Here is a 25,019-nt window from a genome sequence, read left to right as displayed (position 1 = left end):
TTTTGTATATATCATGCCCGAATAATACCTTTAATTTTTGACTGTTGTTAAATAAAAGTTTATGGAAACAATGGGATATATTTTTATTTTGCAGAATTCTTGTGGAGGATTTATGGAGAGAAAGTGAATGAGGTAATAAACGCTAACGTTATGTTATATAACGTTGCATCGTGAGTTGTAGCAATTCAATTAGATCAGAATCCATATATTGATAATTATCAGGGATATCTAAAACAAACACTTTCTTATTCATGAGCTGTTTAGAGAATTTCTCTTTAATTTGTTGCTTATGTCGTATTTCCATCACAAAGATTTGATCAGCCCAAAGTATATCTTTGAGCGAAATTGTATGTTTAGCGTGGCGGCTGGTACCAGCTGATCGGGTATGGAGACCATACCCTTGTGCAAAGATGCGTTCAGCAGTTGGACTACGCCATTGATTACGACTACAGATGAATAAAAAGTTCAGAGTTATAGTGTCCAATAATTAAAACGAGCTTCAATTAAGTTCTTTATTTTAGAAACTCGAGGATATTCAATTCCTAATTTTTTTGAGCGAGCGAGTTTATCTTGACGGGTACACAAGTACTTCCATTTTTTCTGGGGTTTCCACAAAAGAGAAGTATGCCGACAGTCTCGACCTCTGAAATGAAACTTTTTCTTGCGTCTCCAAGCTCGCGTGCGTTGTTGCAGTAAATCATCCATTATTAAAAAACTCATGGGTTAATCGGGTTCAGCAGCCGCGATAACACATGAGTTTTGAATTTTAACTTACAGTCCTGTTTTTAACAATAGATTAACTTGGTCTCGCCACATCACCACTTAGCGCTTCTGGCAAGTCCAACACTGTCAAGTCAAGATCTTCTAGAGCAGTTGGTTTTGCCACCACAAGTGCGATATAGCCATCTTCAATGGCAACACTATTGACCACTTCTATATCTTTACTCAGTTGAGTTGTAGGAGAGGGAGCTTCACCTTTTCCTTGAATTAAATGTAACCAGTGTTTAGGTTTTGCTTTAAACCAAAGACGTGCCACAATTTCCTGTCCCAAGTAACAACCCTTATCAAAATGTACGCCGTCACGTTGATGTAGGCGTAATTCTTGTGGTTGAAACACATGTTCTGTTGTCTGAGTAATCCAAGCTTGTCCAGACTGAATGGCCTGTAATTGCCAAGTCTTCATATCGGTTTCGGTCAGAGAAAACTCAGTGTTATTTCCAACGACCTGTGGGAAAACTGGACCAATTTCTTCTAATTTCATTTTTGAAAAAGCTCCAAACTTTCTGATATGTTTAGAAAATTCTTCTGCTTGATCTTGTGTGGTGACAAGTTCAAAACTTTCTGGATTTAATCTTTTAATCCATAAACCAAAATGAATACGTCCTTTTAAATCACAAATAGCAGTGTATCGACTTTCATTCTCTGGTAAACGTTCAGTGTGAACAGTTACCTGACCCTGTAAAAATTTTTGTGCATCTATACCATTTAAGCTAAAAGCAGTAAAAGCAAGCTGACTCATAGATCGATCCTAAAGCTGCGTTTTGGTCACTAAAATATGGACTATTATTTTGCGCCATTTTTCACAAAAAAGCAGCTTTTGATTGTTGATATTCATGTTGAAATAAAGAGATTGGAAAGATCGCAATGATGATTAAATTGTGATGCTCAATCCATAAATAAAAGAATAGTCTCAAGGGAGAATAACAATGCCAGGTACAGTACGATTACATCGCGTATTTAATGCGCCCCCTGAACGTGTTTTTAACGCTTTTTTAGATCCAGATGCTTTGGTCAAATGGATGGCACCTCATGGATTTACCGCTAAAGTGCATCATTTAGATCCACAAGTTGGCGGAACTTATAAAATGTCGTTTACGAATTTTTCTACAGGGAGCATGCACTCATTTAGTGGAAAGTATATCGAAATTGTTCAAAATGAACTGCTTCGCTATACGGATCAGTTCGATGATCCTCATCTGACAGGTGAGATCCAAATGACCATTCAACTCAAACCTGTGCTTGTGGGTACAGAGGTGAATATTACCCAAGAGGGACTACCAGATGTGATCCCTGTTGAAGCTTGTTATTTGGGGTGGCAAGAGTCACTTCATTTGTTGGGTTTGTTGATTCAAGCTGAAATCCCAGATCAATAAGTGGTTTAATTTTGAAAAATGGTCTCTATCGCTCATAATAAGACTTTTGAGATTTTTTATGTCTTTTCCAAATTGCCCACAATGCCAATCAGAATATACTTACCAAGATGGCGAACTCCTTATTTGTCCTGAATGTTCACATGAATGGAAAGAAGGTGATAGTCTAGCTTCAGAAGCACAAGAAATTATTAAAGATGCCAACGGTAATGTTTTGGTTGACGGTGATAGCGTTACGGTCATTAAAGATTTAAAAATTAAAGGTTCATCATCAGTTGTTAAAGTTGGTACAAAGGTTAAATCAATTCGTCTGGTCGCTGATGCGAGTGATGGCCATAATATTGATTGTAAAATTGATGGTGTTGGTGCAATGAAGCTTAAATCTGAGTTTGTTAAAAAGGTTTAATTCCAACCATCTTATCTAGGAGCATGCAAATGCTCCTTTTTTATGTCAAAAGTGAATTTTAAGCTACCAAAATTGAACAAAAAACAATCTATTTAAACCGTTGTGACTGATTTATATTATGGAAGAAATAAAACAATATGAATTCCAATAATAGAGGTTATTTATGGCTGGATGGTTTGAGGTGAGTCGGGCAAGCGATGGGCAATATCGTTTTGTCTTGAAAGCGGGAAATGGTGAAGTCATTTTAAATAGTGAATTATACAAGACCAAGGCATCGGCATTGAATGGGATTGCATCAGTGCAAAAGAATAGCCCAGATGATGCTCATTATGAGCGATTAATGTCAAAAAATGATAAAGCTTATTTTAATTTAAAGGCTGCAAATCATCAGGTGATTGGAACCAGTCAGCTTTATGCCAGTGAGCAATCTCGTGATAAAGGCATCGATTCAGTCAAAAATAATGGTCCATCAGAAAAACTTAAAGACTTAACGGTTTAAATTTCCCAATAAAGAAGCCGTTTCAATGAAACGGCTTCTTTGATTTCTATGGACTAATATTAGCGTGTCAGTTTAGCCAATAAATCATCTTTACTCAGATTACTTGCTTCTGCATCACGACGACCTTTGTACTCGAAGATACCTGCATCTAAGCCTTTTTCACCAATCACGATACGATGAGGGATACCCATCAATTCAAGATCAGAGAATTTAACCCCTGGGCGTTCATTACGATCATCAAGCAGTACATCATAACCTTGTGCTTGTAACTCTGCATAAAGTGCTTCAGCGGCTTCTACGGTGCGCGGTGATTTATGTGCATTCATTGGAACGATTGCGATGTCAAAAGGTGCAATCGCTTGAGGCCAAATGATGCCTTTGTCATCGTAATTCTGCTCAATGGCAGCAGCAATCACACGTGTAACCCCTATGCCATAACAACCCATGGTGACGGTAAATGGTTTGCCATCTTCACCAAGCACTTTACAGCCTAAAGCTTCTGAATATTTTGTACCGAGTTGGAAGATATGACCGACTTCAATACCGCGTTTGATTTGCAGTGTGCCTTTACCATCTGGAGATGGATCACCCTCTACGACATTACGAAGGTCAAATACTTCAGTGAATTTCGCGTCACGATCCCAGTTCACGCCAGTGGCATGTTTATCCACTTCATTTGCACCAGCAACAAAGTCAGCCAGTATAGATGCAGCACGATCTACAATCACCGTTAAACCTTTTTCAACTAAGCCTTGAGGACCACAGAAACCTGCGGTTAAACCGTGTTGCTGTAGTTGTTCGTCAGTTGCAAAAGTCAAAGGTGCAGCAATAAGTGGATGCTTTTCAGCCTTAATATCATTTAGTTCGTGATCGCCACGTAAGAACAAGGCAACAACAGGTGTATTGCCTTTCTCATCTGCAATCCCTTGTACCAGTAATGCTTTTACCGATTGTTTCGCATCAGCATTTAAGAATGCACAAACATCTGCAATGGTTTTTTGATCTGGTGTATCGACCAATGCAAAAGCTTGCGTAGCAGGTGCGCGTTCACCAACTAAAACAGCTTCAGCCATTTCTACGTTAGCTGCATAGTCTGACTCAGTTGAGAATGCAATATCGTCTTCACCACTGGCTGCAAGTACATGGAACTCATGAGATGCTGAGCCACCAATCGAACCGGTATCCGCTTGTACTGGACGGAAGTCCAAACCAAGACGAGTGAAGATGCGAGTATAAGTGTCATACATCACGTCATACGTTTCTTGCAAAGATGCTTGATTTGCATGGAAAGAGTAAGCATCTTTCATGATGAATTCACGTGAACGCATCACACCGAAACGTGGACGAATTTCATCACGGAATTTGGTTTGAATTTGATAAAAATTCAATGGTAGTTGCTTATAACTTTTTAATTCATTCCGCGCTAAATCGGTGATGACTTCTTCATGCGTAGGGCCTAAAACAAAATCATTGTTATGACGATCTTTGAAACGCAATAATTCTGGGCCGTATTGTTCAAAGCGACCTGATTCTTCCCAAAGTGCGGCAGGTTGCGTCACAGGCATATAAACTTCTAATGCGCCTGAACGGTTCATTTCTTCACGAACAATCGCATCGACTTTCTTTAGTACACGCGTTCCCATGGGCAACCAAGAGTATAAACCAGAAGCTAATTTACGAATCATCCCCGCACGTAACATGAGCTGGTGTGAAATGACTTCAGCATCATTTGGGGTTTCTCTTAACGTTGCAAATAAAAAGCGGCTTGCGCGCATGGAAACTGTCCTAAAGTTAAGTGTTATAAAAAAAGCCAAGTAAGAATGGATGAAATAATACACCCACTTTTCAGCCGTTTGGCATTATGACATGAATCATTCAATTTGGCGCAGTATAACCTATTGTAGAAGGCTTAAATATTGAAGAAATATAAAAGTTAGCCTGCAGTTTTATCGAGATATAGTACTGCTTAAATAATTTTTTACATTGATTTTATTCAAGTTTTTTTAGGCGTTGAATGATGTCCGTATATTCAGTTTCAGTTTTTTGATAAGCGTTGCGTAGACTTTCAACCGTTCTTTTGACGTTATCAATATTTTGGGTATTGTTTGTAAGATTGCTTTTGAGTTGTGCTGGAATCGCTTGTCCTTTGCGATGATATTCCATTTCTTGGCGTTTAAATCTAATTTTATCCGTTTGTAATTGTTGTAATTGTTCCTGTTGATAGCTGAGTTGTTTTTTTAGATTTGCTAAAATTTGATCCCTTTTTACGGTTGCAATCTGAACACTGCCATAAGCGCGTTTCAAGCGCAAATCTTGTTCACGTTGACGTGCAAGCGATTCTCGTTGTGAAGATTGTTGCGCATCTGCTAGAGCGTTGAAAGGTCGATTCCGTTTAATGACTTGCATATTTCGATCAAGCGCTTCATAACCGTAACGGATATGGTCAGGAGACACAGAGGTACTGACGTTGGCAATCCCATTTTTATCATAATAGCGATACCAGACCGCCTTTGCTTGATCGGCTGCTGCGAAAGATGAAGCGTAAGGGGATAACAATAAAAAAAATGAGCAAATGTAAATGCGTGCAATCGTTTTAAAGTGTCTAACGCGGAAACCGCACTTTAACGAATCAGTCATTACATCTCCCGTAAAAAGTCAACTAAATCACTTATTTTTAAATAATAATCAATTGTATATTAGTGGTTATTTATACAATTAAAAATAGTCAGCATGCAAAAAAAATATGAATTTAATTAAAAGTGTGAGCTAATAGCGGTTGTTTGGAAAAACTGATAGATCGGTTCAAAAAACTTCATTGATAATGCAAGTAAAGATATGTTAAAAATATCAAACTGTATAAAATAAATTAAACCAACCATATAGTGTGTATTGAGTGAATGGGGCGGAACAATTAAATGGAAGATAAATTTCAAAACTTAAAGGTGATGGTGATTGACGATTCAAAAACAATTCGTCGTACAGCAGAGACCTTATTGCAACGGGAAGGTTGTGAGGTAATTACTGCGGTTGACGGTTTTGAGGCATTATCAAAAATTGCTGAAGCCAATCCTGATATCGTTTTTGTTGACATTATGATGCCACGTTTAGACGGTTATCAAACCTGTGCATTGATCAAGAATTCATTAAATTATCAAAATATTCCTGTGATTATGCTTTCAAGTAAAGATGGTTTGTTTGATCAGGCGAAAGGGCGTGTTGTGGGGTCTGACGAATATTTGACTAAGCCGTTTAGTAAGGATGAGCTGTTAAGTGCGATCCGTAACCATGTTAGCGCATAAAATTTAAAAATTGAGGACAAAATGGCTCGTATACTTATTGTAGATGATTCACCTACTGAAACATTTCGCTTTAGAGAAATTTTAACGAAGCACGGTTATGATGTATTAGAAGCAACCAATGGTGCGGATGGGGTTACGATGGCACAAGCAGAATTGCCTGACTTGGTGCTTATGGACGTTGTTATGCCAGGGATGAATGGCTTTCAAGCAACACGCCAAATTAGTAAAGCGAAAGAAACACAGCATATTCCTGTTGTGATTGTCAGCACCAAAGATCAAGCAACAGATCGAGTGTGGGGAAAGCGTCAAGGTGCAAGCGATTATTTGACGAAGCCAGTTGATGAACAACAACTTATTGACGTAATCAAAGAATTATTAAGTTAATTGATTGTTGCTCAATATGGTCTTCGCATTACTCAGCTTTTCATGACTCAATATGGGATAGAGTATGGCAGCAAATGGATTTATCGAGTTGCTTCGCTTATCCAAGCGAGGCAATAAACAATATACTTCAAGTCAAAATGAAGTCAGCCGTTGGTCTGGTATCGCATTTGAAATGTTCGGGCAATATTTTGTTGCACCATTGGGGGAAATTTCTGAGGTGATTTATCCTCCGAAATATACGCCGGTACCAAATACTCAAGCATGGGTGCGTGGTCTAGCAAATATCCGCGGACGCTTGCTTTCAGTTTCTGATTTAACTCATTTTATTTCGGGGCAACGAAGTCAATTCTCTCCAATGCAAAAAGTGATTTGTATTAGTCATCAAGACCATTATGTGGGGTTGGTCGTAGATCAGGTCTTGGGAATTCAGCACTTCAATAAAAAGAGTTTTTTCTCTCAAACGGATGAGCTTGACAATAAATTAAAAGACTATTGTCAGGGGTATTTCCACCAACATAATCAGCAATGGCATGTGTTCTTACTGAGTCGATTATTAAAAAATCCGCAGTACATGAATGCATCAATAAAGTTTATAAACTAATTTAATACGCTGTGGAAAATTAACAGGTATTTCGGGGAGAAGCTGGTATGGGCTTTAAACTTAAAAAGAAGAATGGTAGTGATAGTGCGGGATTGAAACGGGGCGGAACTTTTGTAGAAAAAATTCGGACTCAAGTGGATCAGTTTTCTCGTTTATTTGGTGAGACTGAGAAATCAAAACCAATTATCTATTATTCCTTAATTGCTCTGGTCCTTGCAGTTATCCTCTTAATCTATTTATTCGTGAGTCTGCCGCGTTCTAATCAGTTGACTCGAAGTTTAGGTGAGTTGCGTTTGTTGTCGCAGATGATTTCGCGTCAAGCAACTGAGGCAACCGCATCAGGCACATCAGAATCAATGAAAAGTTTGGTTGAGTCGGAAAAGCGATTTGCTGAGAATCTTGAAATTGTAGGTAATCGTTATAATACCAATTCGGATGAATATAAAAAAGTTGATCAGCTTTGGGGGAATGTCGCAAAACATATTGATTTGATTGTGTCTCAAGAAGACGTCATTAATCAACTCTATGAAACCAACATTTCAATCAGTGAAACGATTCCTGAGATTCAGGCTGAATATAACCTGATGGTTGATCAAATGGTTCGTGAAAACATGCCAAGTAGTCAGGTAATTATCACTAAAAACCAAGTGTTCATTGCGGAGCGTATTTTACGTTCTATTAACTCCGTGTTAGTGGGTACAGACAACTCAAATGCTTCTGCCAATGACTTTGGTGCAGATATTGATACCTTTGGTATTTATTTAAATGCGCAATTAAATGGTAGCTCTGAGCTGGGTGTAGATCGTATTGGTTCTCCTGATTTGCGTGAGTCAGTCGATAGCATCAAATCAGACTATGATTCAGTTTTAAGATTAGCCGCAGATACAGTCTTGAAAAATGCCAATCAGATCGTGCATGTACGTCAAGCATCTTCTGAAATTTTCACTCAATCTGATGCACTCCTTTCATCTTTAACGACTTTATCAGATAAAGCTGAAGGTGGTTGGGATAACATTTTTGCGAGTATTGTGCTGATTCTATCTTTAGCGGCGTTGGTATTCTTTGTATTAAAACTCTTAATGTTACGTAGTAACACAGATAAAGAACGTGTGACACGCTTACAAGATGAGTATGACCGTAACCAAAATGCGATTTTGCGTTTACTCGATGAAATTGCTGATTTGGCGGACGGTGATTTACGCTCTTATGCGACGGTATCTGAAGACTTTACAGGGGCAATTGCGGACTCGATTAACTTTGCGATCGATCAGTTACGTGACCTCGTTTCTCGAATTACCGACACCTCGCAAGAAGTTGCACGATATACACAGAATACGCAAAATATTACCAACCAATTGGCTGAGGCATCTGAGCATCAAGCACAAGAGATCGCGGGTGCATCAGCGGCGATGAACGAAATGGCATTGTCGATCGACCAAGTATCGGCCAATGCATCTGAATCAGCTGAGGTTGCACACCGTTCTGTGAAAATTGCGACCAATGGTGCACATGTTGTAAACCGTTCGATTCAAGGTATGGATCATATCCGTGAGCAGATTCAGGAAACCTCAAAACGTATTAAACGTTTGGGTGAATCATCTCAGGAGATCGGTAACATCGTCTCGTTGATTAATGATATTGCCGATCAAACCAACATTTTGGCATTGAATGCTGCGATTCAGGCATCGATGGCAGGAGAGGCAGGTCGTGGTTTCGCAGTTGTAGCAGATGAGGTACAACGTCTTGCAGAACGTTCTGCATCAGCAACCAAGCAGATTGAAAGCTTAGTAAAAACCATTCAAACAGATACCAACGAAGCCGTGATTTCAATGGAACAAACGACTTCCGAGGTTGTGCGTGGTGCGAACTTGGCCAAAGATGCAGGGATTGCACTGGATGAGATTCAGACCGTATCTGGTGACTTGGCGAAACTGATTGCGAGCATTTCTGATGCTGCGAAGCTTCAGTCTGCTTCAGCAAGTCATATTGCGACGACGATGAATGTTGTACAGGAAATTACGTCACAAACAACAACAGCAACGTTTGATACAGCGCGTTCAGTTTCTGAATTGGCAAACATGGCTGAATCTTTACGTGAATCGGTAACTGACTTTAAGTTGCCAGATTAAGCCGGATTGGAAAGACAGATGGGGGTGTCTGTCTTTCCATTTTTTTAGAGATGTAGGATATCTCAACAAGGTGATGGCAAAATGGAACGACATCTTGTGTGATAGATACACGTATTTTTTAGCCACAACTGGTGGATAAAAACGAAAGAAGCCGCTATGAAACAAATATTAAAAACGTTAGTTGAAACGATGACGCTTCCTGAAGACAGTTATCTTGAACAAGATGCAGAAATTCTTGAGATTTTTATTGAAGAATTAGATGAAATCTTTGTTGAGTTAGAGCCATTATTAGTTCAATGGATTGAACAGTCGAGTCAGCAGAATGTGCTCACGGATATTCGTCGACATTTCCATACCCTTAAAGGTTCTGGAAGAATGGTCGGGGCAAAATCTTCTGGGGAGTTAGGTTGGACGGTTGAAGACCTGCTCAATCGTGTCTTAGCTGGAACGATTCCGTTCGATACGGAAATCCAACGGTATGTACAGGCCATTTTTAATGTTTATCGCTTTAAGCTTATTCATGACTTTAAAGCGGTGAAAGCGCATATTATCGATTTAAGGCCACTGGTTTTACTCGGTCAACAATTGCAACAACAGAAAAAACCTGATTCTGTATTGACTGATTTATTGAATCTTGCCAATCAATTAAAGCATGATGATGATCTGACAGGGCTAGAATTGCTTGGTGATTCAGTGAGTGATGACGTACTGGCATTAGAACAGCGCGAATCAGATGCTGAGCTGGTATTCACCAAAGCTGAAATGGAATCAGCCCAAGATGAGATGTTTGCCAAAGAGACATTAGCAATTTTCTTGGAAGAAGCAGAAGAGCATCTGGCAACCATTGATCATTTTTTACAGGATGATCGCCAAACAAATGAACAATACAATACTTTGATTCGAGCTTTGCATACGCTTCGTGGTAGCTCTGCGATGGCGCATGTGGATCACATTTTTGAAGCAAGCTCTAAAGTTGAAAACCTATTTAAAACATTATTACAAGATGAGCTAGATTCAAGTTCAAATGAAACTGCTTTACTAACGCATTATGCTCAATTCGTTCGTGATTATTTGCATAGTTTAAGACAACAAGATACACCGCAGAAATCTGATGAAATCTATGCCACATTCAATGCGGCATGGGATAGCTATGACTTCCAATTAGAAGAACAACATAATGGTTCGGTGCGACCACAAGGTCTGGTTTCTCAGTTGTTGGAACTCAATATCCATGATTTGCTTGATGTGGAATCTGATTTTGAGAAACGAGCACGTGCAGAATTTCCTCAATATCTACAGTTGCTTAGTCAACAAGCTGAAATATTGTTGCAACATACCCATCATCACGCAACGATTGGGATGTATCAATATACAAGTTTGTTGCGTTCAAGCTATCAAGATTTAATTTTTAAGCCAAACTTACTTCATTTAGATTATGCATTTGAGTTATATCACCAAGTCCATCAACAATTTACTCAATTATTTGATACCTTGGCAGCGGGACAGCGTGTCACTTTAACCAAAGTGCATGAGCGTGTTTTAAATGAGCTCAGTTCATTTACCCAACAGAATGTTGAGTCGCTAGATCAGCCTGTTCTAGACATATCTGAAGACTCAACACCAACACCACTCGCGCTAACTGATGATGATAAAGATAATTTACCTACTCAGATGGCTACAACTGATTTAACGGCTCAATTTGCTTTAGACAAACAGCAATTACAATCAGTTGAAGCAAATCGCGATTTTGATCCTGATCTCTTGGATATTTTCCTAGAAGAAGCGGATGAGTTATTGGCTGGGATCGATACAGATCTCAATACTTGGACAGTAGACGGTCAAAATCTCAATGCATTAAAAAACCTGATGCGTTATTTGCACACCTTGAAAGGTGGCGCAAATATGATACAAGCCCCTCATATTGGTCTGATTGCGCATGAGCTAGAAACCATTTATGAAAAGCTTATTAATCAGCAGCTCCAAGTAACACCGACCTTGGTTGCGATGATTCGCTCAGTCCAAGATGATATTTCAGATCGTATTCAAACGATTCGAGATCAGCAAATAGATTATCCTTCGACCCATGTCGTAGACGCTCTCATACAGTTAACAGCATCGACAGCGAAGACTGATGCTGAAAGCAAGGTAGCTACGCAAATTGTTAGCGAACAGAGCGCCGATGAAGAAACAACAGTGCCTGCTACAGATGTTGCTGTTCGGACAGTATCTACTCATGCTGCCGTAGATGTAACCGATCTCGCTGCTCAACTGGTACTGGATAAACAACAATTACAATCCGCAGCCTCCAATCGAAACTTTGATCCAGATTTGCTGGATATTTTCTTAGAAGAAGCCGATGAGTTATTGGTGGGGATCGATGCTGATCTAAATACATGGACGGTTGATCAGCAGAATCTAAATGCACTGAAAAATTTGATGCGCTATTTGCACACCTTAAAAGGGGGTTCAAATATGATTCAAGCCCCTTATATTGGTTTGATTGCGCATGAATTAGAAACGATTTATGAAAAACTCATCAATCAACAACTACAAGCAACACCTCAGCTCATAGCATTGATTCGTTTGGTACAAGATGATATTTCTGATCGTATTCAGACGATTCGTGATCAACACGTTGACTACCCATCAACGCATGTTGTGCAGTTACTCCAGCAAGCAGAGCAATCTGATGGTGGCGTAAGTCATGCGCCAAGCGTTGACGCGGTTGAATCTGTAGTTCAAGTTGAAGACATGCTGCCTGATACACATGAGACGATTGAACAGCAGTCTGCGACAGACGACATTGAGCGAACAACTGAAGAATTGAGTTCAGTTGAGACAGAAGTTGCTGTTGAAGCGGAGTTGCCTGATCAAATCGTAGCGTTGGTTGATGAAGAAACTGCCGAGGATGATGTTCGTTCACTGGTGGAACAGACCTTCCTTGAAGAAGCAGAAGAGTTGTTAGAACAGGCTCAACAGTTATTAAAACAATGGTTCGAGCAACGTAGTAATCGTAGTGTGTTATTACAACTACAACGTAATGCCCATAGTTTAAAGGGCGGCGCGCGGATGGCTGAGCTAGATGCAGTTGCCGTCATTGCCTATCATTTAGAAAATGCGTTTGAACAATTTGGTGTGCATCATTTTAATTCAAATGTATACGACAACTTACTCAATACCGCGCTTGCATGGCTCAATGATGCTGTCTTTAAACGTCAATATGCGAATTTTGATGGTTTAAAACATAATTTAGAAAAAATGGACTTTGTTGACGTTTCAGCACAACTGCCACAAAAACTGTCTGCACGAGATATTTTTACACCTGAATACACCATGGAGTTTGTTCAGGGTGATGGAACTGAGCCACCATCTATGCAAGGTGAGTGGGAAACAACTGAGCGGGTAGAACAGAATAATGAGATGATACGTGTTTCTGCTGAGGTCATCGAGAAGATGATTGATTTATCAGGAGAAAATGCGATTAACCGTTCACGTATCGAGATGGACTTAGGTCAGTTGGGCGGTACGTTGACGGAAATGGAGCTTGCGATTAAGCGTTTGGCGGATCAATTGCGTCGAATGGAAGGTGAGTTAGAAAGTCAAATTATTGCACGACATGGTGGCGAAGATGCGCGTTATGCTGATTTTGACCCTTTAGAGATGGATCAATATTCATCTTTAAATCAGTTGTCAAAATCTCTTGCAGAGTCAGCATCTGACTTGGTTGACTTTAAAACGACACTCTCTGAGAAGATCCGTGATACTGAAGGTCTATTGTTACAACAGTCACGTATCCAAGCAGAAATTCAAGAAAGTTTGATGCGTACCCGTTTGGTTCCATTTTCACGGCTGTTGCCACGTTTACAACGTATTGTTCGTCAAACGGCCTCAACCTTGAACCGACCGACGGAACTGGTTGTTAACAATACCGAAGGTGAATTAGACCGTAGTATTTTGGAGCGTCTAGTTTCACCATTTGAGCATATGTTACGAAATGCGATTGATCATGGTATTGAAGACCGTGAGCAACGCTTACAAGCGAAAAAGCCTGAAACAGGACATATTGTTTTAAATATCGGTCGTCAAGGGACAGATGTTGTTGTTAGCTTTAGTGATGATGGTAAAGGTATTGATGTAAATCGTATTAAAGATAAGGCGATTCAAACGGGGTTAATGACCAAAGAACAAAAACTTGATCAAGATGAGATTTTACAGTTTATCTTCCATCCTGGTTTTAGTACCGCGGCGCAAGTGACTCAGATTTCTGGGCGTGGTGTTGGTTTAGACGTTGTTCAAAGTGATATTAAAGCTTTGGGTGGTCATGTCAGTGTTAGTTCTGTTTTCGGTAAAGGCACAACCTTTACCATTCGAGTACCGACGACAGTGACCGTCAGCGATGCACTTATGGTGAAAGCGGGCGACCAACAATTTGCTTTCCCACTGGCACAAATTGATCGTATTGTGCGTATTTCACCGATGGCGTTAGAGCAATACTTTGATAGCCAAGAAGACTACTTCGATATTGATCAAGAGCGCTATCGTTTGCGTTATTTATCCGAGTTTGTGGCAGGGCAGCCGATTCCACGCTTAAGCGGTATTGTGCATTCTCTGCCTGTATTGTTGATTAAAGGGGCACAAGGTCAAACAACCGCATTATTGATCGACCAGCTCATTGGTTCACGTGGTCAAATTGTTGTAAAACCAGTTGGGCAACAATTCTCCAGTATTGGTGTGATTGCTGGGGCAACCATTCTCGGTGATGGTCAGGTCTGCTTGATTTTAGATGGTCAAAATATTGCTCGCCAAGCTCAGTCAACGCCACGTGCGAAACAAGCAGATGAGACATACACCAAACAGCGTTATGACGAACGTCGTTTGATTATGATTGTGGATGACTCAGTCACCGTACGTAAGGTTACGTCACGCTTGTTGGAACGTCAGGGCTATGATGTTGTGACAGCGAAAGACGGTGTAGATGCGATAGAGCAACTGGAAACCATTAAACCTGATTTAATGTTACTGGATATCGAAATGCCGCGAATGGATGGTTTTGAAGTCACGAATCTGATTCGACATCATGAAATCCATCGAAATCTACCGATCATAATGATTACTTCGCGGACAGGTGAGAAGCATCGTGAACGTGCCCTATCATTAGGGGTAAACCAATACATGGGTAAACCATTCCAAGAGGAAACACTTTTGGAAAATATAGATAGCTTACTTGTTGTGCGCTGAGGAGTGAATAATTATGGTGAAAAAAGGCGCAAACGCGATATTGGGTCAAATTGACCAGCAAGAGTTGCAGCATTTAATTACGGTTTCGACAGGATTTATTGACGCATACATTATCGAATGTCATCAAAAAGTTCCAATGCTGCTACCGCAAAATATCGTGTTATCTGCGATGGATACACAGACACGGGTTGATCATATTGAGTGGCATGATTTAAAACTGCCGATTTATGCGGTAAATGATCCAACCCAGAAACAGGGTGTTGCCTTGGTGGTTGAAGGTGATGATGTTTCAGAACGCTTTGCTTTGATCTGTAATGAAATGCCTTCATCGATTCGTTTACGTATCTCAGAGATCGTTGATGATGAATGTGAAATTGATGATGCCAATGTTTTTAAGTATGTGAAAATTGGCGGCAATACATTTTATGTTCCCAATTTGCAGAATATACAAACCCAATTGGGTTTATAAAGAACATAAAAAGGAGGAACTCAGTCGATGATTGAGTTCCTCCTTTTTTGTCTGTGTCGTTATCACTTTGCTAGCAGTTGTTCTAGAATCTGCTCGTAGATCTCTGCCAAAGGTTCAAGGTCAGCAACATTTACATGCTCATTAATTTGATGAATCGTCGCATTTAACACGCCAAGCTCCAATACTTGAGCGCCAGTCGGGGCGATAAAGCGTCCGTCAGATGTTCCGCCACTGGTTGAAAGTTTGGTTTCTACACCTGTTACATTTTTAATGGCGACTTTTGCGGCATTGACCAATTCCCCGACTGGGGTTAGAAATGGTAAGCCTGAAAAGGTCCACTGAATGCTGTAATTTAGTTGATGCTTATCTAAGATGTCGAGAACACGTTGTTGAAGGATTTCGGCAGTAACTTCTGTTGAATAACGGAAGTTAAATGTCACTTTCAATGAACCAGGAATGACATTGGTCGCACCTGTACCTGCTTGGATATTTGAAATTTGGAAAGAGGTCGCAGGGAAGTATTCATTGCCATTGTCCCAAACGGTTTCACATAACTCATTGAGCGCTTTAGATGAGGCGTGAATTGGGTTTTCTGCAAGATGAGGGTAAGCAACATGCCCCTGCTTACCATGAACAGTTAAAACAGCATTTAACGAACCACGACGCCCATTTTTTACAATATCACCCAGTTGATGGGTACTCGAAGGTTCGCCAACCAAACACCACGTCATTTTCTCTTGACGTGCTTCTAGGGTTTCCACAACTTTAACTGTACCGTTAATCGATGGACCTTCTTCATCAGAGGTAATCAAAAAGGCTATAGAACCTTTATGGTTAGGATGCTTTGCAACAAAGCGTTCAGAAGCAACCACCATCGCGGCTAAAGCTGTTTTCATATCAGCAGTACCACGACCATATAATTTACCATCTCTGATCGATGGTAAAAATGGATCTGAATTCCAAGCATCTAGTTGTCCAGTAGGAACAACATCTGTATGTCCTGCAAAACAAAAAACTGGACTTTCCGTGCCACGACGAGCCCACAAGTTATCAACATCTTCAAAACGTAAGTTTTCGATATTAAAACCAATCTTTGCCAATCGTTCAGCCATGATATTCTGGCAATCATGGTCAACAGGGGTAACAGACGGTTGGCGGAGGAGTTGTAAACTAAGTTCAAGCGTATCGGAATGGTTCATGCGAGATGTAGATAAATCTGGTGAAATTTGAACCGATATAATAGGGGAATATTGCCAAGAAAGGTATGTTAAAAAAAACCTTATCTTTTCAAAGATAAGGTTTTATGGTCTATTTTTTTACAAATTACATTTTATCTTGGGTTTTTTCAGCAGACTGCGTTACTTTTTCTCCAGCTTTAGATACATCTTTACCGAAACCTTTGAAGGTATTACAGCCAGTTAAAACAAAAGTGGCCATGATAGACGCAACTAAGATTTTTTTCATGCTTGTCTCCGACTCAATTTAATTATGGTGTATGTAAGAGGCTAAAGAAATAAGATGAAAATGAACATAATTGTTTGACGGTAGAAGTGTTATAAAGTGTTACTTACTGAAATTTAATGAAATCAGCGCCGCTTAAATAGCAGAGAAGGCTGACGAAACATATAGAAGAAGGGTTCGGCTGTTGTATTGTGGTACAGGCCATCAGTCCACCAATCCGCTGTTGATGAAGATGCAAGTTGGTTTGGGCAAAGCCATTCTTGGCGCTGTAAACGATAATAAGAAAGTTGTGGAATGTGAGTTCCCCATTGCCCTAAACGTCTAGAGGCATTCACCCATGTTGGGAGTGTTAATTCATCTTGTGAGCTAGGCAAAAAAAGCTGCCCTTTCATCACTGCAAATTTACGCTGGATTTGAATATTATTCGCTTCTGAAAACTGAAATTGGCGTTCGGTAAAATGCTTTAATTTTCGATGTAAGGTATCTTCTCGATTCAGCCCGAACCATTGTGACAAACTTAATTCGCTCTCACCTAGATAATATTTGAGAGCAACTTCCCAATGTTCAACTTCCTGCGTTTGTTGATTGAGCACAAGGAAATCGATTTCGCCTAAAGTGATTGCCCCTGAAATTTTTTGGATACTATGTCCAAGCAATTGATAGGGATGGTAAGCATCATCCAACAGCCAAAACCACAATAAATTTTCAAAACGTAAGCCTAAACGAGTGCTTTTAAGGCGTGCGAGAAAATCAAGTAGAGGTTGTGGTTGCTGATCAAGTTGTTTCAATCGTGGTTCATATTGCTGGTACAACGTTTGCCAAGTCTGGTCGTTGTGAATGCTGAATTTATTTTTCAGATTTAGTTCATTTGGGATTTGAGCCAAAATATTGGGACTGGCAATGGAAAAAGCCAACTGTCGTACAATAGGATGCTTAAACTGTAACCACGGTTCAAATAAAGCGGGGCGGGTCATTATTTTAAGCATGAAGCAAACTCAATCATGGAAATAATACGCTAAGTTTAAGAAACGACAATGAAAACACTTTATACTAGCACGGTTGTTTTGACGCGTTGGTTAAATACGAAATGAAAATATTGTTTTGGCGTAGTTTAGTCATCATTTTTATTACCTTAGGGATAATTGGTGCGATTCTACCGGGTATGCCAACGACGGTATTTTTGATTATCGCGGCGTGGGCAGCATCGAAAGGATGGCCGCAAATGGATGCATGGTTACTCAATCATCCTAAATATGGCCCAACATTGCGTAACTGGCGTGAAAATGGCACTGTACCACGTAAGGCAAAATGGCTTGCCAGTATCATGATGTTGATTAGCGGTATCATCATGCTCTTTACCAATGCGCCGTTTTTAGTCAAAGTTTTTACCAATGTCACCATGTTTACGGTCGCTGTTTGGCTATGGCTCCGCCCTGAACCTGAGCAGCGTTAATAAAAGCGGAGCTTTTTAGCTGCGCAAGACGAGAGCTATGCTCGAGTGGCGGGTTAATAAAAGCGAAGCTCTTGCGGAATATATTCCTCATGCGCAAGACCTTACGGAACGTTGTTCCTCATACGCTCGAGTGGCGAGTTAATAAAAGCAACGCTTTGCCCTGAGAAGCGTTTAAAGCTTCGCAAGAAGAAGAGCACCTACGCTCGAGTGGCGAGTTAAAAAAAGCGAAGCTCATACGGATCCCCCTACTTTAAACACTGCTTTAAGGATTTCCTTGAGAAACGTCTAAAGCTTCGCAAGAACACGAAGGCTATACGCGTGAGGTATAGAATAATTAAAGTCACTCGATGCACAGGTCGTGGTGAACACTCGAAAAATTGAAAATCATCTTTCACTACAAATCAAAACTACAGAAATCGCAGCATTTTTATGTTGAAATAAAGCAATAGAATGAAAGATAGAGATTGAAAATGCCCTATACACTTGAACAGGCTGATATTTTAATTGATTTGGCACAGCAAACTTTACGACTGCCAAAACATAACAAATTTTATGTTATTTCTTCAGGCAAGAATGGAATCGGCGAACAAGAAAATAGTGGCAAAACGCCAAGAGGGTGGCATCAAGTCGCACAAAAGATTGGTGCTGATGCAGAAAGAAATACGGTATTTATTGGTAGACAGCCGACAGGTGAAGTCTATGATCAACAACTTGCACAACAATTCCCACAACGGGATTGGATTTTATCGCGAATCTTATGGCTAGATGGTTTAGAAGCTGGATTTAATCAGGGTGAGGGCTGCGATACTTTTAAGCGTTATATTTATATTCATGGCACACCGGAGACAGAACCAATGGGCATTCCAATGTCGCATGGTTGTATCCGAATGAAGAATGATGAAATTATCGAGCTGTTTGAGCTGATCTCAGAACAGGCTTTGGTTTATATTTCAGAGCAGACTTTAGAAAACCAAGATTTAAAATGTGAATAAGTGTTTAAATAAAATACGAAAATACCGCATTTATCAAAGAATTACTTATTTTTTAATCACTCACACGGTTTTTTCGGGAAAGTGTGTCAAAAGCGTTTGACACGCTGTAAAGATTCTCTATAATGCACCTCACAAACGATAAAGACGTTAAGGGCGCTTAGCTCAGTTGGTAGAGCGTCTGCCTTACAAGCAGAATGTCGGCGGTTCGATCCCGTCAGCGCCCACCAAGCCTTTACGTTAAAACTTCAAGTGCAGCGGTAGTTCAGTTGGTTAGAATATCGGCCTGTCACGCCGAGGGTCGCGGGTTCGAGCCCCGTCCGCTGCGCCACTTAAGTTTTAACATCGTTTTACCCATAATTGCAAAATTATAGTGCAGCGGTAGTTCAGTTGGTTAGAATATCGGCCTGTCACGCCGAGGGTCGCGGGTTCGAGTCCCGTCCGCTGCGCCACTTTAAATTTGTGAGGTTGGGAATAGTATGAAGTTGGATAATTTTTTTATCTACTTCACTGAAACGAGAGTTAATTAGAAAAATCAAAGATTTTTCTCTTGCACTCGGACAAAGCTTCGCTTTGTTTGGCCTCGTTCAGGGCGCTTAGCTCAGTTGGTAGAGCGTCTGCCTTACAAGCAGAATGTCGGCGGTTCGATCCCGTCAGCGCCCACCATAGTTTGTGATACTTACTTCGTAAAGAAGTATACCGATGCAGCGGTAGTTCAGTTGGTTAGAATATCGGCCTGTCACGCCGAGGGTCGCGGGTTCGAGCCCCGTCCGCTGCGCCATTCTCTTGATATCGCTTTAAGGGAATAATTGTTTTGACAAGTATTTTATACTTGATCTCTGAAACGAGAGTTAATTAGAAAAATCAAAGATTTTTCTCTTGCACTCGGACAAAGCTTCGCTTTGTCTTGTGTCATAAAAATTGATTATCAATCAATTTTACCTTGCGCTTCGTAAAAAGTGATACTTTTTACTTGCTCAGGGCGCTTAGCTCAGTTGGTAGAGCGTCTGCCTTACAAGCAGAATGTCGGCGGTTCGATCCCGTCAGCGCCCACCATATCTCCTTTCTAGACACTCAAATCATTGTAATCAATATCCAATTATTTTATGATTAGCCTCAATAATGATTCTAATATTGAAGTAATTTATGAGAAATCCTTATCAACGTAAGGCCGCGTCGAAATCTCAAACAACAACATCTAACTCTTCATCCAAAGATGCTTATCGCCAATTTATTCAAAATATTATTCTGCAACGTGAAGTGATTGCGCTATATCACGATGGTTGGGCTTTGTGTTCTACACCTTCGGGTCAGCATGCGCTGTCGGTTTGGCAGAATAAAGGTCTAGCAAAATTATTAATTAAAGACAATTGGGCGCAATATAGTATTCAAGAAGTCTCGTTAAAGGATTTCATTGAAAAGATGATTCCATTTCTAAAAGAAAATAATACGATTTTATCTTTAGACTTAACCCCAGAGGGGAATAATCTGTTGGTGACGCCAGATACATTATTATTGGATATCAAGAACTTTTTATACCAAATCTATTTGCAACGTCCTGATATTTTTGAAGAGCTAAATTTGCCATTACCGCGTGACATCCGAATCCATCAATAAGTAGGGTCTGTTGAGATTTACAGACCCATAATTTTATACTTGATGGATGGGGTAAACCTTAATCAGTATTCATTGAGTAGCCAACCACTGACATAAGCAAAATACTCTCTTAACCATGCGTTATATCGCGTGGCTAATGGTGTTGTTGAGCCGACCATCGTGAAATTTGTGTAGCCTTGTTTTTTCGCAATTGCCGCGGCGCGTGGGGTATGGAAATCACTTGTGACAATAACTATTGGCTGTTGAATCGTAATATTCTGTGCCTTTAACAGCGGTTGGCTATTCTTTAGATTTAGTTCGGTGCTGGTGCTTCGATCTTCTAAGATAATTTGTGCTGTGGGAATGTGATAGGTCTGTTGCAAATAACGTGACATGACCAAAGCTTCACTCTCAGTTTCACCAAAATCCAATCCACCTGAAAGGATTAATTTTGCATTGGGTTGAGCTAAAGCGACTGGCGCTGCACGATCTAAACGTTTGGCAAGTGTGGCAGATGGTTGTCCATTTTCAACACCACTACCTAAAACAATGATTGCAGCCACAGGTGATGTGTCTTGTATGTTCGTTGTATTGTTTGCAAGATAATGGAAGAAATAGCCTAAGCTGACCAACCAGACCCAAAAGCATAACCAGCCGAATCGCCAGATTGAATGTAAGCGGAAATGATAAAAAAAGAAGCGTTCAATATGGTAATAAAAGAGCGAATATAAACAGAAAAAAAGACCAAGTAGAAGAGGGAGTACCGTCCCAATATGAATCTTTTTAAATGCGATCAATATTGCACCATCTAAAAATAACAGAATACCAATAACGGCAAAAAAAATACGAAGCCATAAACTCAGTTGCATAATCTTAATCGAAGTCGATTTGAATCAGCTCAGTGTATGTAAAATGAATTGAAAGGCAAACTTTTTTTAATCATCAAATTTAATCTTCAAACAATAAAACGAGTGATTCAACACCCGTTTTATTGCTTTGGATTTAGTACACATCTCGACGGTAACGCCCAGTTTGACGTAATTCATCAACCTGATCTTCACCCAATATCTCGATGAGAGCTTGATCCACACCTGCTGCCATACCATCAATGCTACCGCAGACGTAAATCACAGCCCCTTGCTTGATCCAGTTGATTAACTCATCAGCATTGTCGCGCAAGATATCTTGTACATAGATCCTTTGTTCTTGATCTCTAGAAAAGGCGAGGTCTAGGCGTTGTAGTGTGCCCATGTTTTTCCAAGCTTGAAGGGTTTCTTGGTAAAAGAAATCATGGTCGCGCTGACGTTCTCCAAAAATAAGCCAATTCGCTGAATAATCTTGACGATTGCGCTGCTGCAATAAACTCATTAAACCTGCGATACCAGTACCATTGCCGATACAAATAATAGGGCGGTTGTCATCAATGAGATGGAATGATTCGTTGGTACGGATGCGCAAAGCAATATCTTGTTTAAGCTGTGCAAACGTCGTTAACCAGCCTGATCCTAAGCCGTGTTGCCCCTGTTCATCTAACTGCTGACGCACCACAAGTCTTAATACTTGTTGCGATGGAATACTGGCAATTGAGTATTCACGAGTCGGTAGAGTGGGTAATTGTTCTAGCAATTGTTCGAGATCACTAAAAGGCTGAATTTCAACCCGCAAGTTTTTGTCCCAAAGTGCGTGCTCGATATTTTGATTACGTGATTTTATGATTGCTTGTGCTGGAATTTGCTGTTTGTCTAAGAAGGCTTGAATCTCAACCAAACTATTGGCAGGTTGAATCTCTGCGATATCACCTGCATGCCAAGTCATATCATGTGTTGCAGTGAGTTCGATATTATAAGCCGCTTGTCCCAGACTATTTGGGTTCAGCACATTACGTTGGCTTAATGTCCATTGATCAAAGGTTTTTTCGATATTCATTGCATGCAATTCATGCTGAGTCACAACCGATAAAGCTTGATTCCAGCGTTGAATATCATGAGGATTTGCATTATCCACTTCGATCAATTCAAACAATGGCTGTGCGTGGCATTGCTGTAACCATGTATTCACTGCATGACCAAAGCTGCAATAACTGTCTACATATTCTTTAGAGCCAAGTGCGAGAACTGCATATTGCATTTGACTAAGATCAAGGCGTTGTTGCATCAGCTTTTTGTTAAAGCCTGTCGCCAAGTCTGGTGCTTCACCTGTACCGTAGGTACTCACAACAAATAAAACCTGTTGAGTGTGTTGCAGATCTTGTTCTGTCAGCTGTTGAATGGGTTTCACAGTTGTTGGTTGTTGTGCCTCTTGTAAGCTTGTTGCAGTACGCCAAGCCAGTTGTTCAGCCACGCCCGTTTGCGATGCATAAGTAATGAGCCAGGGCGTTGCATTTGGATCAATCTGTTGGCCGATCAGAGATTGGCGAGCTGCGAGTGTTAATCTCTTTTGTTTACGTCGTTTAAGGTAAAGCATCCAGCCTGTCACAAAAAATAATGGCATCGCCAATGATGCAAGCATAGCAATGAATTGATAGGTTGATCCAAAAAAGCTACCCCGATGTACAGGCAGCATGCTGCTCATGATTTTTTCATTGAGCTTTTTATCTTCGTATAATTCAAACTTTTCGAATTTGTGCTCTTGGTAGTTGTATACCGCTTGGTTACGTGCGCGTTCATGTTGTGCAATTGCATCAACAAATGTTAGCTCAACTTTTTGATCGTCCTGTTTCGGTATATTTAGCGTCAAACTCGAGTATTCGCGTCCGATGTTGGCGTTCACACCTGTCCAAGTTTGGGTCAGAACCATGTCGATCTGTTGATTGGATAAATCTGGTTGTTCATTTTTATGTTGTTCAGGGTTGTGTTGATTACGTTGTGGTTGTTCTACCCCCATGACTTTGAACATACCTGAACGCCACCAATCATAAGACCAGTACAAGCCCGTACATGCAAACAAGAGGTAAAAAACAATCACCCATGTGCCCACGACCGCATGTAAGTCCCAAATAAAATTACGGCCTTTCAATTTAGGTTTGATCAAGAACCATTGCTTGAAGGTATGTTTCTTTGGAAAGCGTAGATAAATACCACTTAATACAAAGAAAATAAGGATCAGTGTTGATGCACCTGTGATTTGTGCACCATATTCTCCAGCCGTTAGGTTGCGATGTAATCGCTGGATAAACTGGAAAAACTCACGTCCTTTTACTTCGGGTAGCACCTCAGCCGTATAGGGATTTACCATCATGTTATAGCCACGACGTGCGCCTTCTTTTTTAATATTGACGGTGGAGGATGCTGTCGGGTCAGTCGCAATGGTAATGCTATTGATTTCAATCTCGGGTTGCTGTTGATTGAAATGTAAGTAGAGCTGAGCAGGGGTTAATTTGGTTACAACCGCAGCTTCGACGACATAGCTATCATGGTTGATCCATTTTAGAATTTGTTGATCGTATGAGTAAATTGCGCCTGTAACACCCATTAAAGACAGGATGAGACCAGCGGTGATCCCTAAAAACCAATGGATCTGAAAGAAAGCTTTTTTAAACATGGCTTTGACGGTATGCAGGTGGGAGAACAAATATGGGCAAATTATAGCGGAAGGCATTCGTTTTGATAAGAATAATATTGATTTTCATTCTCATTTGATTCTTGCAGGCGTAAAAAACCTCTCATAAAGAGAGGTTGGTTACATCAATATTCATATTAAATAGGTTTTGCCGCACCAACAGTTTCATTCAAGTGTTTACGAATTGTTTTGAATGCAAAGTTTTTAGAATCCATGCGTTTTGGCAGGATATAAGCACCTTGTTGTTGTTCACCTTTTGGTGTTTTCACTTTGAAGTTTACAAGAATAAAGTCTGGTGAGTTATACCACTCGTAAATATCTTTCCAACCAATCGTAGCAGTACCTTCTTGCAGGCCTACTTTTTGACGCATCACGATACCGTGAGGCTGTACACCTAAACGGATTCCTTTAATATCTTGGACAGGGAACTCTTTCATTTTACGTTTTACGTACCATTCAAGACCGAATCTTTTAATGATGTAGAAAAGCGCAACCCCGATAATCACAACCCAACAAATCACTGTTGAGTAAGTAGAATAATACTTGATGAGTCCTGCAGAAACTAAAGAAAGTACCACAAGTGCGATCATGATGATCCATGCTTTGCGGCTGAACTTGTTGGTACTGCGCCAAATCATAAGTTGAGCTTGACGTTGTTCAACTTCAGAAACTTCGTAAGGAACAGGTTGTAGCGTATAAGCGTATAAATTTTTGGCGGTCATAGTTTAAAAATTGAGTCTAGAACTGGATTAAGTTTAGCATTAATTAGAGCGTGTTGGCACGACAT

Annotated in this window: 23 protein-coding genes and 6 tRNA genes; 18 read left to right on the top strand and 11 right to left on the bottom strand. The window is 40.3% G+C overall.

Features of this window, described 5'->3' with window-relative positions; translation table 11 throughout:
- Positions 1-148 precede the first annotated feature (148 nt).
- The 3 genes from F991_RS04945 to F991_RS04935 all read right to left on the bottom strand — a co-directional run bounded on the left by F991_RS04945 (position 149) and on the right by F991_RS04935 (position 1,519).
- Entirely contained in the window at positions 149-469 is a 321-nt protein-coding gene (locus F991_RS04945) for a low molecular weight protein tyrosine phosphatase family protein (RefSeq protein ID WP_034595439.1), read from the bottom strand.
- Between the two features lie 2 nt (positions 470-471).
- A complete protein-coding gene (locus F991_RS17915; protein WP_004669443.1) occupies positions 472-705 on the bottom strand; it encodes a hypothetical protein in 234 nt (77 codons plus the stop codon).
- 91 nt (positions 706-796) lie between these two features.
- Complete coding sequence (locus tag F991_RS04935; RefSeq protein ID WP_004669441.1) at positions 797-1,519, bottom strand: CAF17-like 4Fe-4S cluster assembly/insertion protein YgfZ; 723 nt, start codon at positions 1,517-1,519, stop codon at positions 797-799.
- Between the two features lie 187 nt (positions 1,520-1,706).
- On the opposite strand from F991_RS04935, the gene F991_RS04930 reads away from it, so the two are divergent.
- The 3 genes from F991_RS04930 to F991_RS04920 all read left to right on the top strand — a co-directional run bounded on the left by F991_RS04930 (position 1,707) and on the right by F991_RS04920 (position 3,055).
- A complete protein-coding gene (locus F991_RS04930) occupies positions 1,707-2,153 on the top strand; it encodes an SRPBCC family protein (protein WP_004669439.1) in 447 nt (148 codons plus the stop codon).
- Positions 2,154-2,211: 58 nt separating this feature from the next.
- On the top strand, positions 2,212-2,556 hold the full coding sequence (locus F991_RS04925; protein ID WP_004669437.1) for a zinc ribbon domain-containing protein YjdM: 345 nt from the start codon (positions 2,212-2,214) through the stop codon (positions 2,554-2,556).
- 163 nt (positions 2,557-2,719) lie between these two features.
- A complete protein-coding gene (locus F991_RS04920; RefSeq protein WP_004669436.1) occupies positions 2,720-3,055 on the top strand; it encodes a YegP family protein in 336 nt (111 codons plus the stop codon).
- Positions 3,056-3,114: 59 nt separating this feature from the next.
- Here the strand turns inward: F991_RS04920 and F991_RS04915 are convergent, their stop codons facing one another.
- Together F991_RS04915 and F991_RS04910 are read right to left on the bottom strand one after the other, a co-directional pair.
- On the bottom strand, positions 3,115-4,830 hold the full coding sequence (locus F991_RS04915; RefSeq protein ID WP_004669434.1) for a proline--tRNA ligase: 1,716 nt from the start codon (positions 4,828-4,830) through the stop codon (positions 3,115-3,117).
- Between the two features lie 214 nt (positions 4,831-5,044).
- Positions 5,045-5,692 carry a hypothetical protein gene (locus F991_RS04910; RefSeq protein WP_004669432.1) on the bottom strand — a complete coding sequence of 216 codons (648 nt, stop codon included), beginning with the start codon at positions 5,690-5,692 and terminating at the stop codon, positions 5,045-5,047.
- A gap of 278 nt (positions 5,693-5,970) precedes the next feature.
- On the opposite strand from F991_RS04910, the gene pilG reads away from it, so the two are divergent.
- From pilG to F991_RS04880, 6 genes are all read left to right on the top strand, one after another.
- Positions 5,971-6,354: a twitching motility response regulator PilG gene (gene pilG / locus F991_RS04905; protein ID WP_004640629.1), complete on the top strand. Its 384-nt coding sequence runs from the start codon at positions 5,971-5,973 to the stop codon at positions 6,352-6,354.
- Between the two features lie 21 nt (positions 6,355-6,375).
- Positions 6,376-6,738, top strand: a complete 363-nt coding sequence (locus F991_RS04900) for a response regulator (protein WP_004669429.1) — start codon at positions 6,376-6,378, stop codon at positions 6,736-6,738.
- Between the two features lie 64 nt (positions 6,739-6,802).
- Positions 6,803-7,339, top strand: coding sequence for a chemotaxis protein CheW (locus F991_RS04895; protein WP_004669427.1), 537 nt, complete (start codon positions 6,803-6,805; stop codon positions 7,337-7,339).
- A 47-nt stretch (positions 7,340-7,386) separates the two neighbouring features.
- A complete protein-coding gene (locus tag F991_RS04890; RefSeq protein ID WP_004669425.1) occupies positions 7,387-9,468 on the top strand; it encodes a methyl-accepting chemotaxis protein in 2,082 nt (693 codons plus the stop codon).
- 156 nt (positions 9,469-9,624) lie between these two features.
- On the top strand, positions 9,625-14,706 hold the full coding sequence (locus F991_RS04885; RefSeq protein WP_004669423.1) for an Hpt domain-containing protein: 5,082 nt from the start codon (positions 9,625-9,627) through the stop codon (positions 14,704-14,706).
- Between the two features lie 13 nt (positions 14,707-14,719).
- Entirely contained in the window at positions 14,720-15,175 is a 456-nt protein-coding gene (locus F991_RS04880; RefSeq protein WP_004669421.1) for a hypothetical protein, read from the top strand.
- Positions 15,176-15,237: 62 nt separating this feature from the next.
- Here F991_RS04880 and dapE read toward each other — a convergent pair whose 3' ends face one another.
- The 3 genes from dapE to F991_RS04865 form a co-directional block, all read right to left on the bottom strand.
- Positions 15,238-16,374, bottom strand: a complete 1,137-nt coding sequence (dapE, locus tag F991_RS04875; RefSeq protein WP_004669419.1) for a succinyl-diaminopimelate desuccinylase — start codon at positions 16,372-16,374, stop codon at positions 15,238-15,240.
- 124 nt (positions 16,375-16,498) lie between these two features.
- A complete protein-coding gene (locus tag F991_RS04870; protein WP_004669417.1) occupies positions 16,499-16,639 on the bottom strand; it encodes an entericidin A/B family lipoprotein in 141 nt (46 codons plus the stop codon).
- 122 nt (positions 16,640-16,761) lie between these two features.
- Positions 16,762-17,622 carry a DUF1853 family protein gene (locus F991_RS04865; protein WP_004669415.1) on the bottom strand — a complete coding sequence of 287 codons (861 nt, stop codon included), beginning with the start codon at positions 17,620-17,622 and terminating at the stop codon, positions 16,762-16,764.
- A gap of 101 nt (positions 17,623-17,723) precedes the next feature.
- On the opposite strand from F991_RS04865, the gene F991_RS04860 reads away from it, so the two are divergent.
- From F991_RS04860 to F991_RS04820, 9 genes are all read left to right on the top strand, one after another.
- A complete protein-coding gene (locus tag F991_RS04860; RefSeq protein WP_004669414.1) occupies positions 17,724-18,089 on the top strand; it encodes a YbaN family protein in 366 nt (121 codons plus the stop codon).
- Between the two features lie 470 nt (positions 18,090-18,559).
- Entirely contained in the window at positions 18,560-19,081 is a 522-nt protein-coding gene (gene elsL, locus F991_RS04855) for a cell wall-recycling L,D-carboxypeptidase ElsL (protein ID WP_004669411.1), read from the top strand.
- 151 nt (positions 19,082-19,232) lie between these two features.
- Positions 19,233-19,308 (top strand) — tRNA-Val (locus F991_RS04850).
- A 24-nt stretch (positions 19,309-19,332) separates the two neighbouring features.
- Positions 19,333-19,409, top strand: a tRNA-Asp gene (locus tag F991_RS04845).
- Between the two features lie 44 nt (positions 19,410-19,453).
- Positions 19,454-19,530: transfer RNA gene (locus F991_RS04840), tRNA-Asp, on the top strand.
- A gap of 138 nt (positions 19,531-19,668) precedes the next feature.
- A tRNA-Val gene (locus F991_RS04835) sits at positions 19,669-19,744 on the top strand.
- Positions 19,745-19,782: 38 nt separating this feature from the next.
- Positions 19,783-19,859 (top strand) — tRNA-Asp (locus tag F991_RS04830).
- Positions 19,860-20,058: 199 nt separating this feature from the next.
- A tRNA-Val gene (locus F991_RS04825) sits at positions 20,059-20,134 on the top strand.
- A gap of 90 nt (positions 20,135-20,224) precedes the next feature.
- Positions 20,225-20,695: a DUF2750 domain-containing protein gene (locus tag F991_RS04820; protein ID WP_004669408.1), complete on the top strand. Its 471-nt coding sequence runs from the start codon at positions 20,225-20,227 to the stop codon at positions 20,693-20,695.
- 62 nt (positions 20,696-20,757) lie between these two features.
- Here F991_RS04820 and F991_RS04815 read toward each other — a convergent pair whose 3' ends face one another.
- From F991_RS04815 to F991_RS04805, 3 genes are all read right to left on the bottom strand, one after another.
- Positions 20,758-21,543 carry a YdcF family protein gene (locus F991_RS04815; RefSeq protein WP_004669406.1) on the bottom strand — a complete coding sequence of 262 codons (786 nt, stop codon included), beginning with the start codon at positions 21,541-21,543 and terminating at the stop codon, positions 20,758-20,760.
- Between the two features lie 133 nt (positions 21,544-21,676).
- The gene (locus tag F991_RS04810) at positions 21,677-24,214 is read right to left on the bottom strand and encodes a PepSY domain-containing protein (protein ID WP_004669405.1); all 2,538 of its coding nucleotides are present in this window, start codon (positions 24,212-24,214) and stop codon (positions 21,677-21,679) included.
- A 155-nt stretch (positions 24,215-24,369) separates the two neighbouring features.
- Positions 24,370-24,954 carry a YcxB family protein gene (locus F991_RS04805; RefSeq protein WP_004669402.1) on the bottom strand — a complete coding sequence of 195 codons (585 nt, stop codon included), beginning with the start codon at positions 24,952-24,954 and terminating at the stop codon, positions 24,370-24,372.
- Positions 24,955-25,019 lie beyond the last annotated feature (65 nt).

The organism is Acinetobacter sp. CIP-A165, from assembly GCF_000367985.1.
Lineage (GTDB): Bacteria > Pseudomonadota > Gammaproteobacteria > Pseudomonadales > Moraxellaceae > Acinetobacter.
Note: the sequence above shows the minus strand (reverse complement) of the source record. Positions and strands in the feature narration are given on the sequence as shown.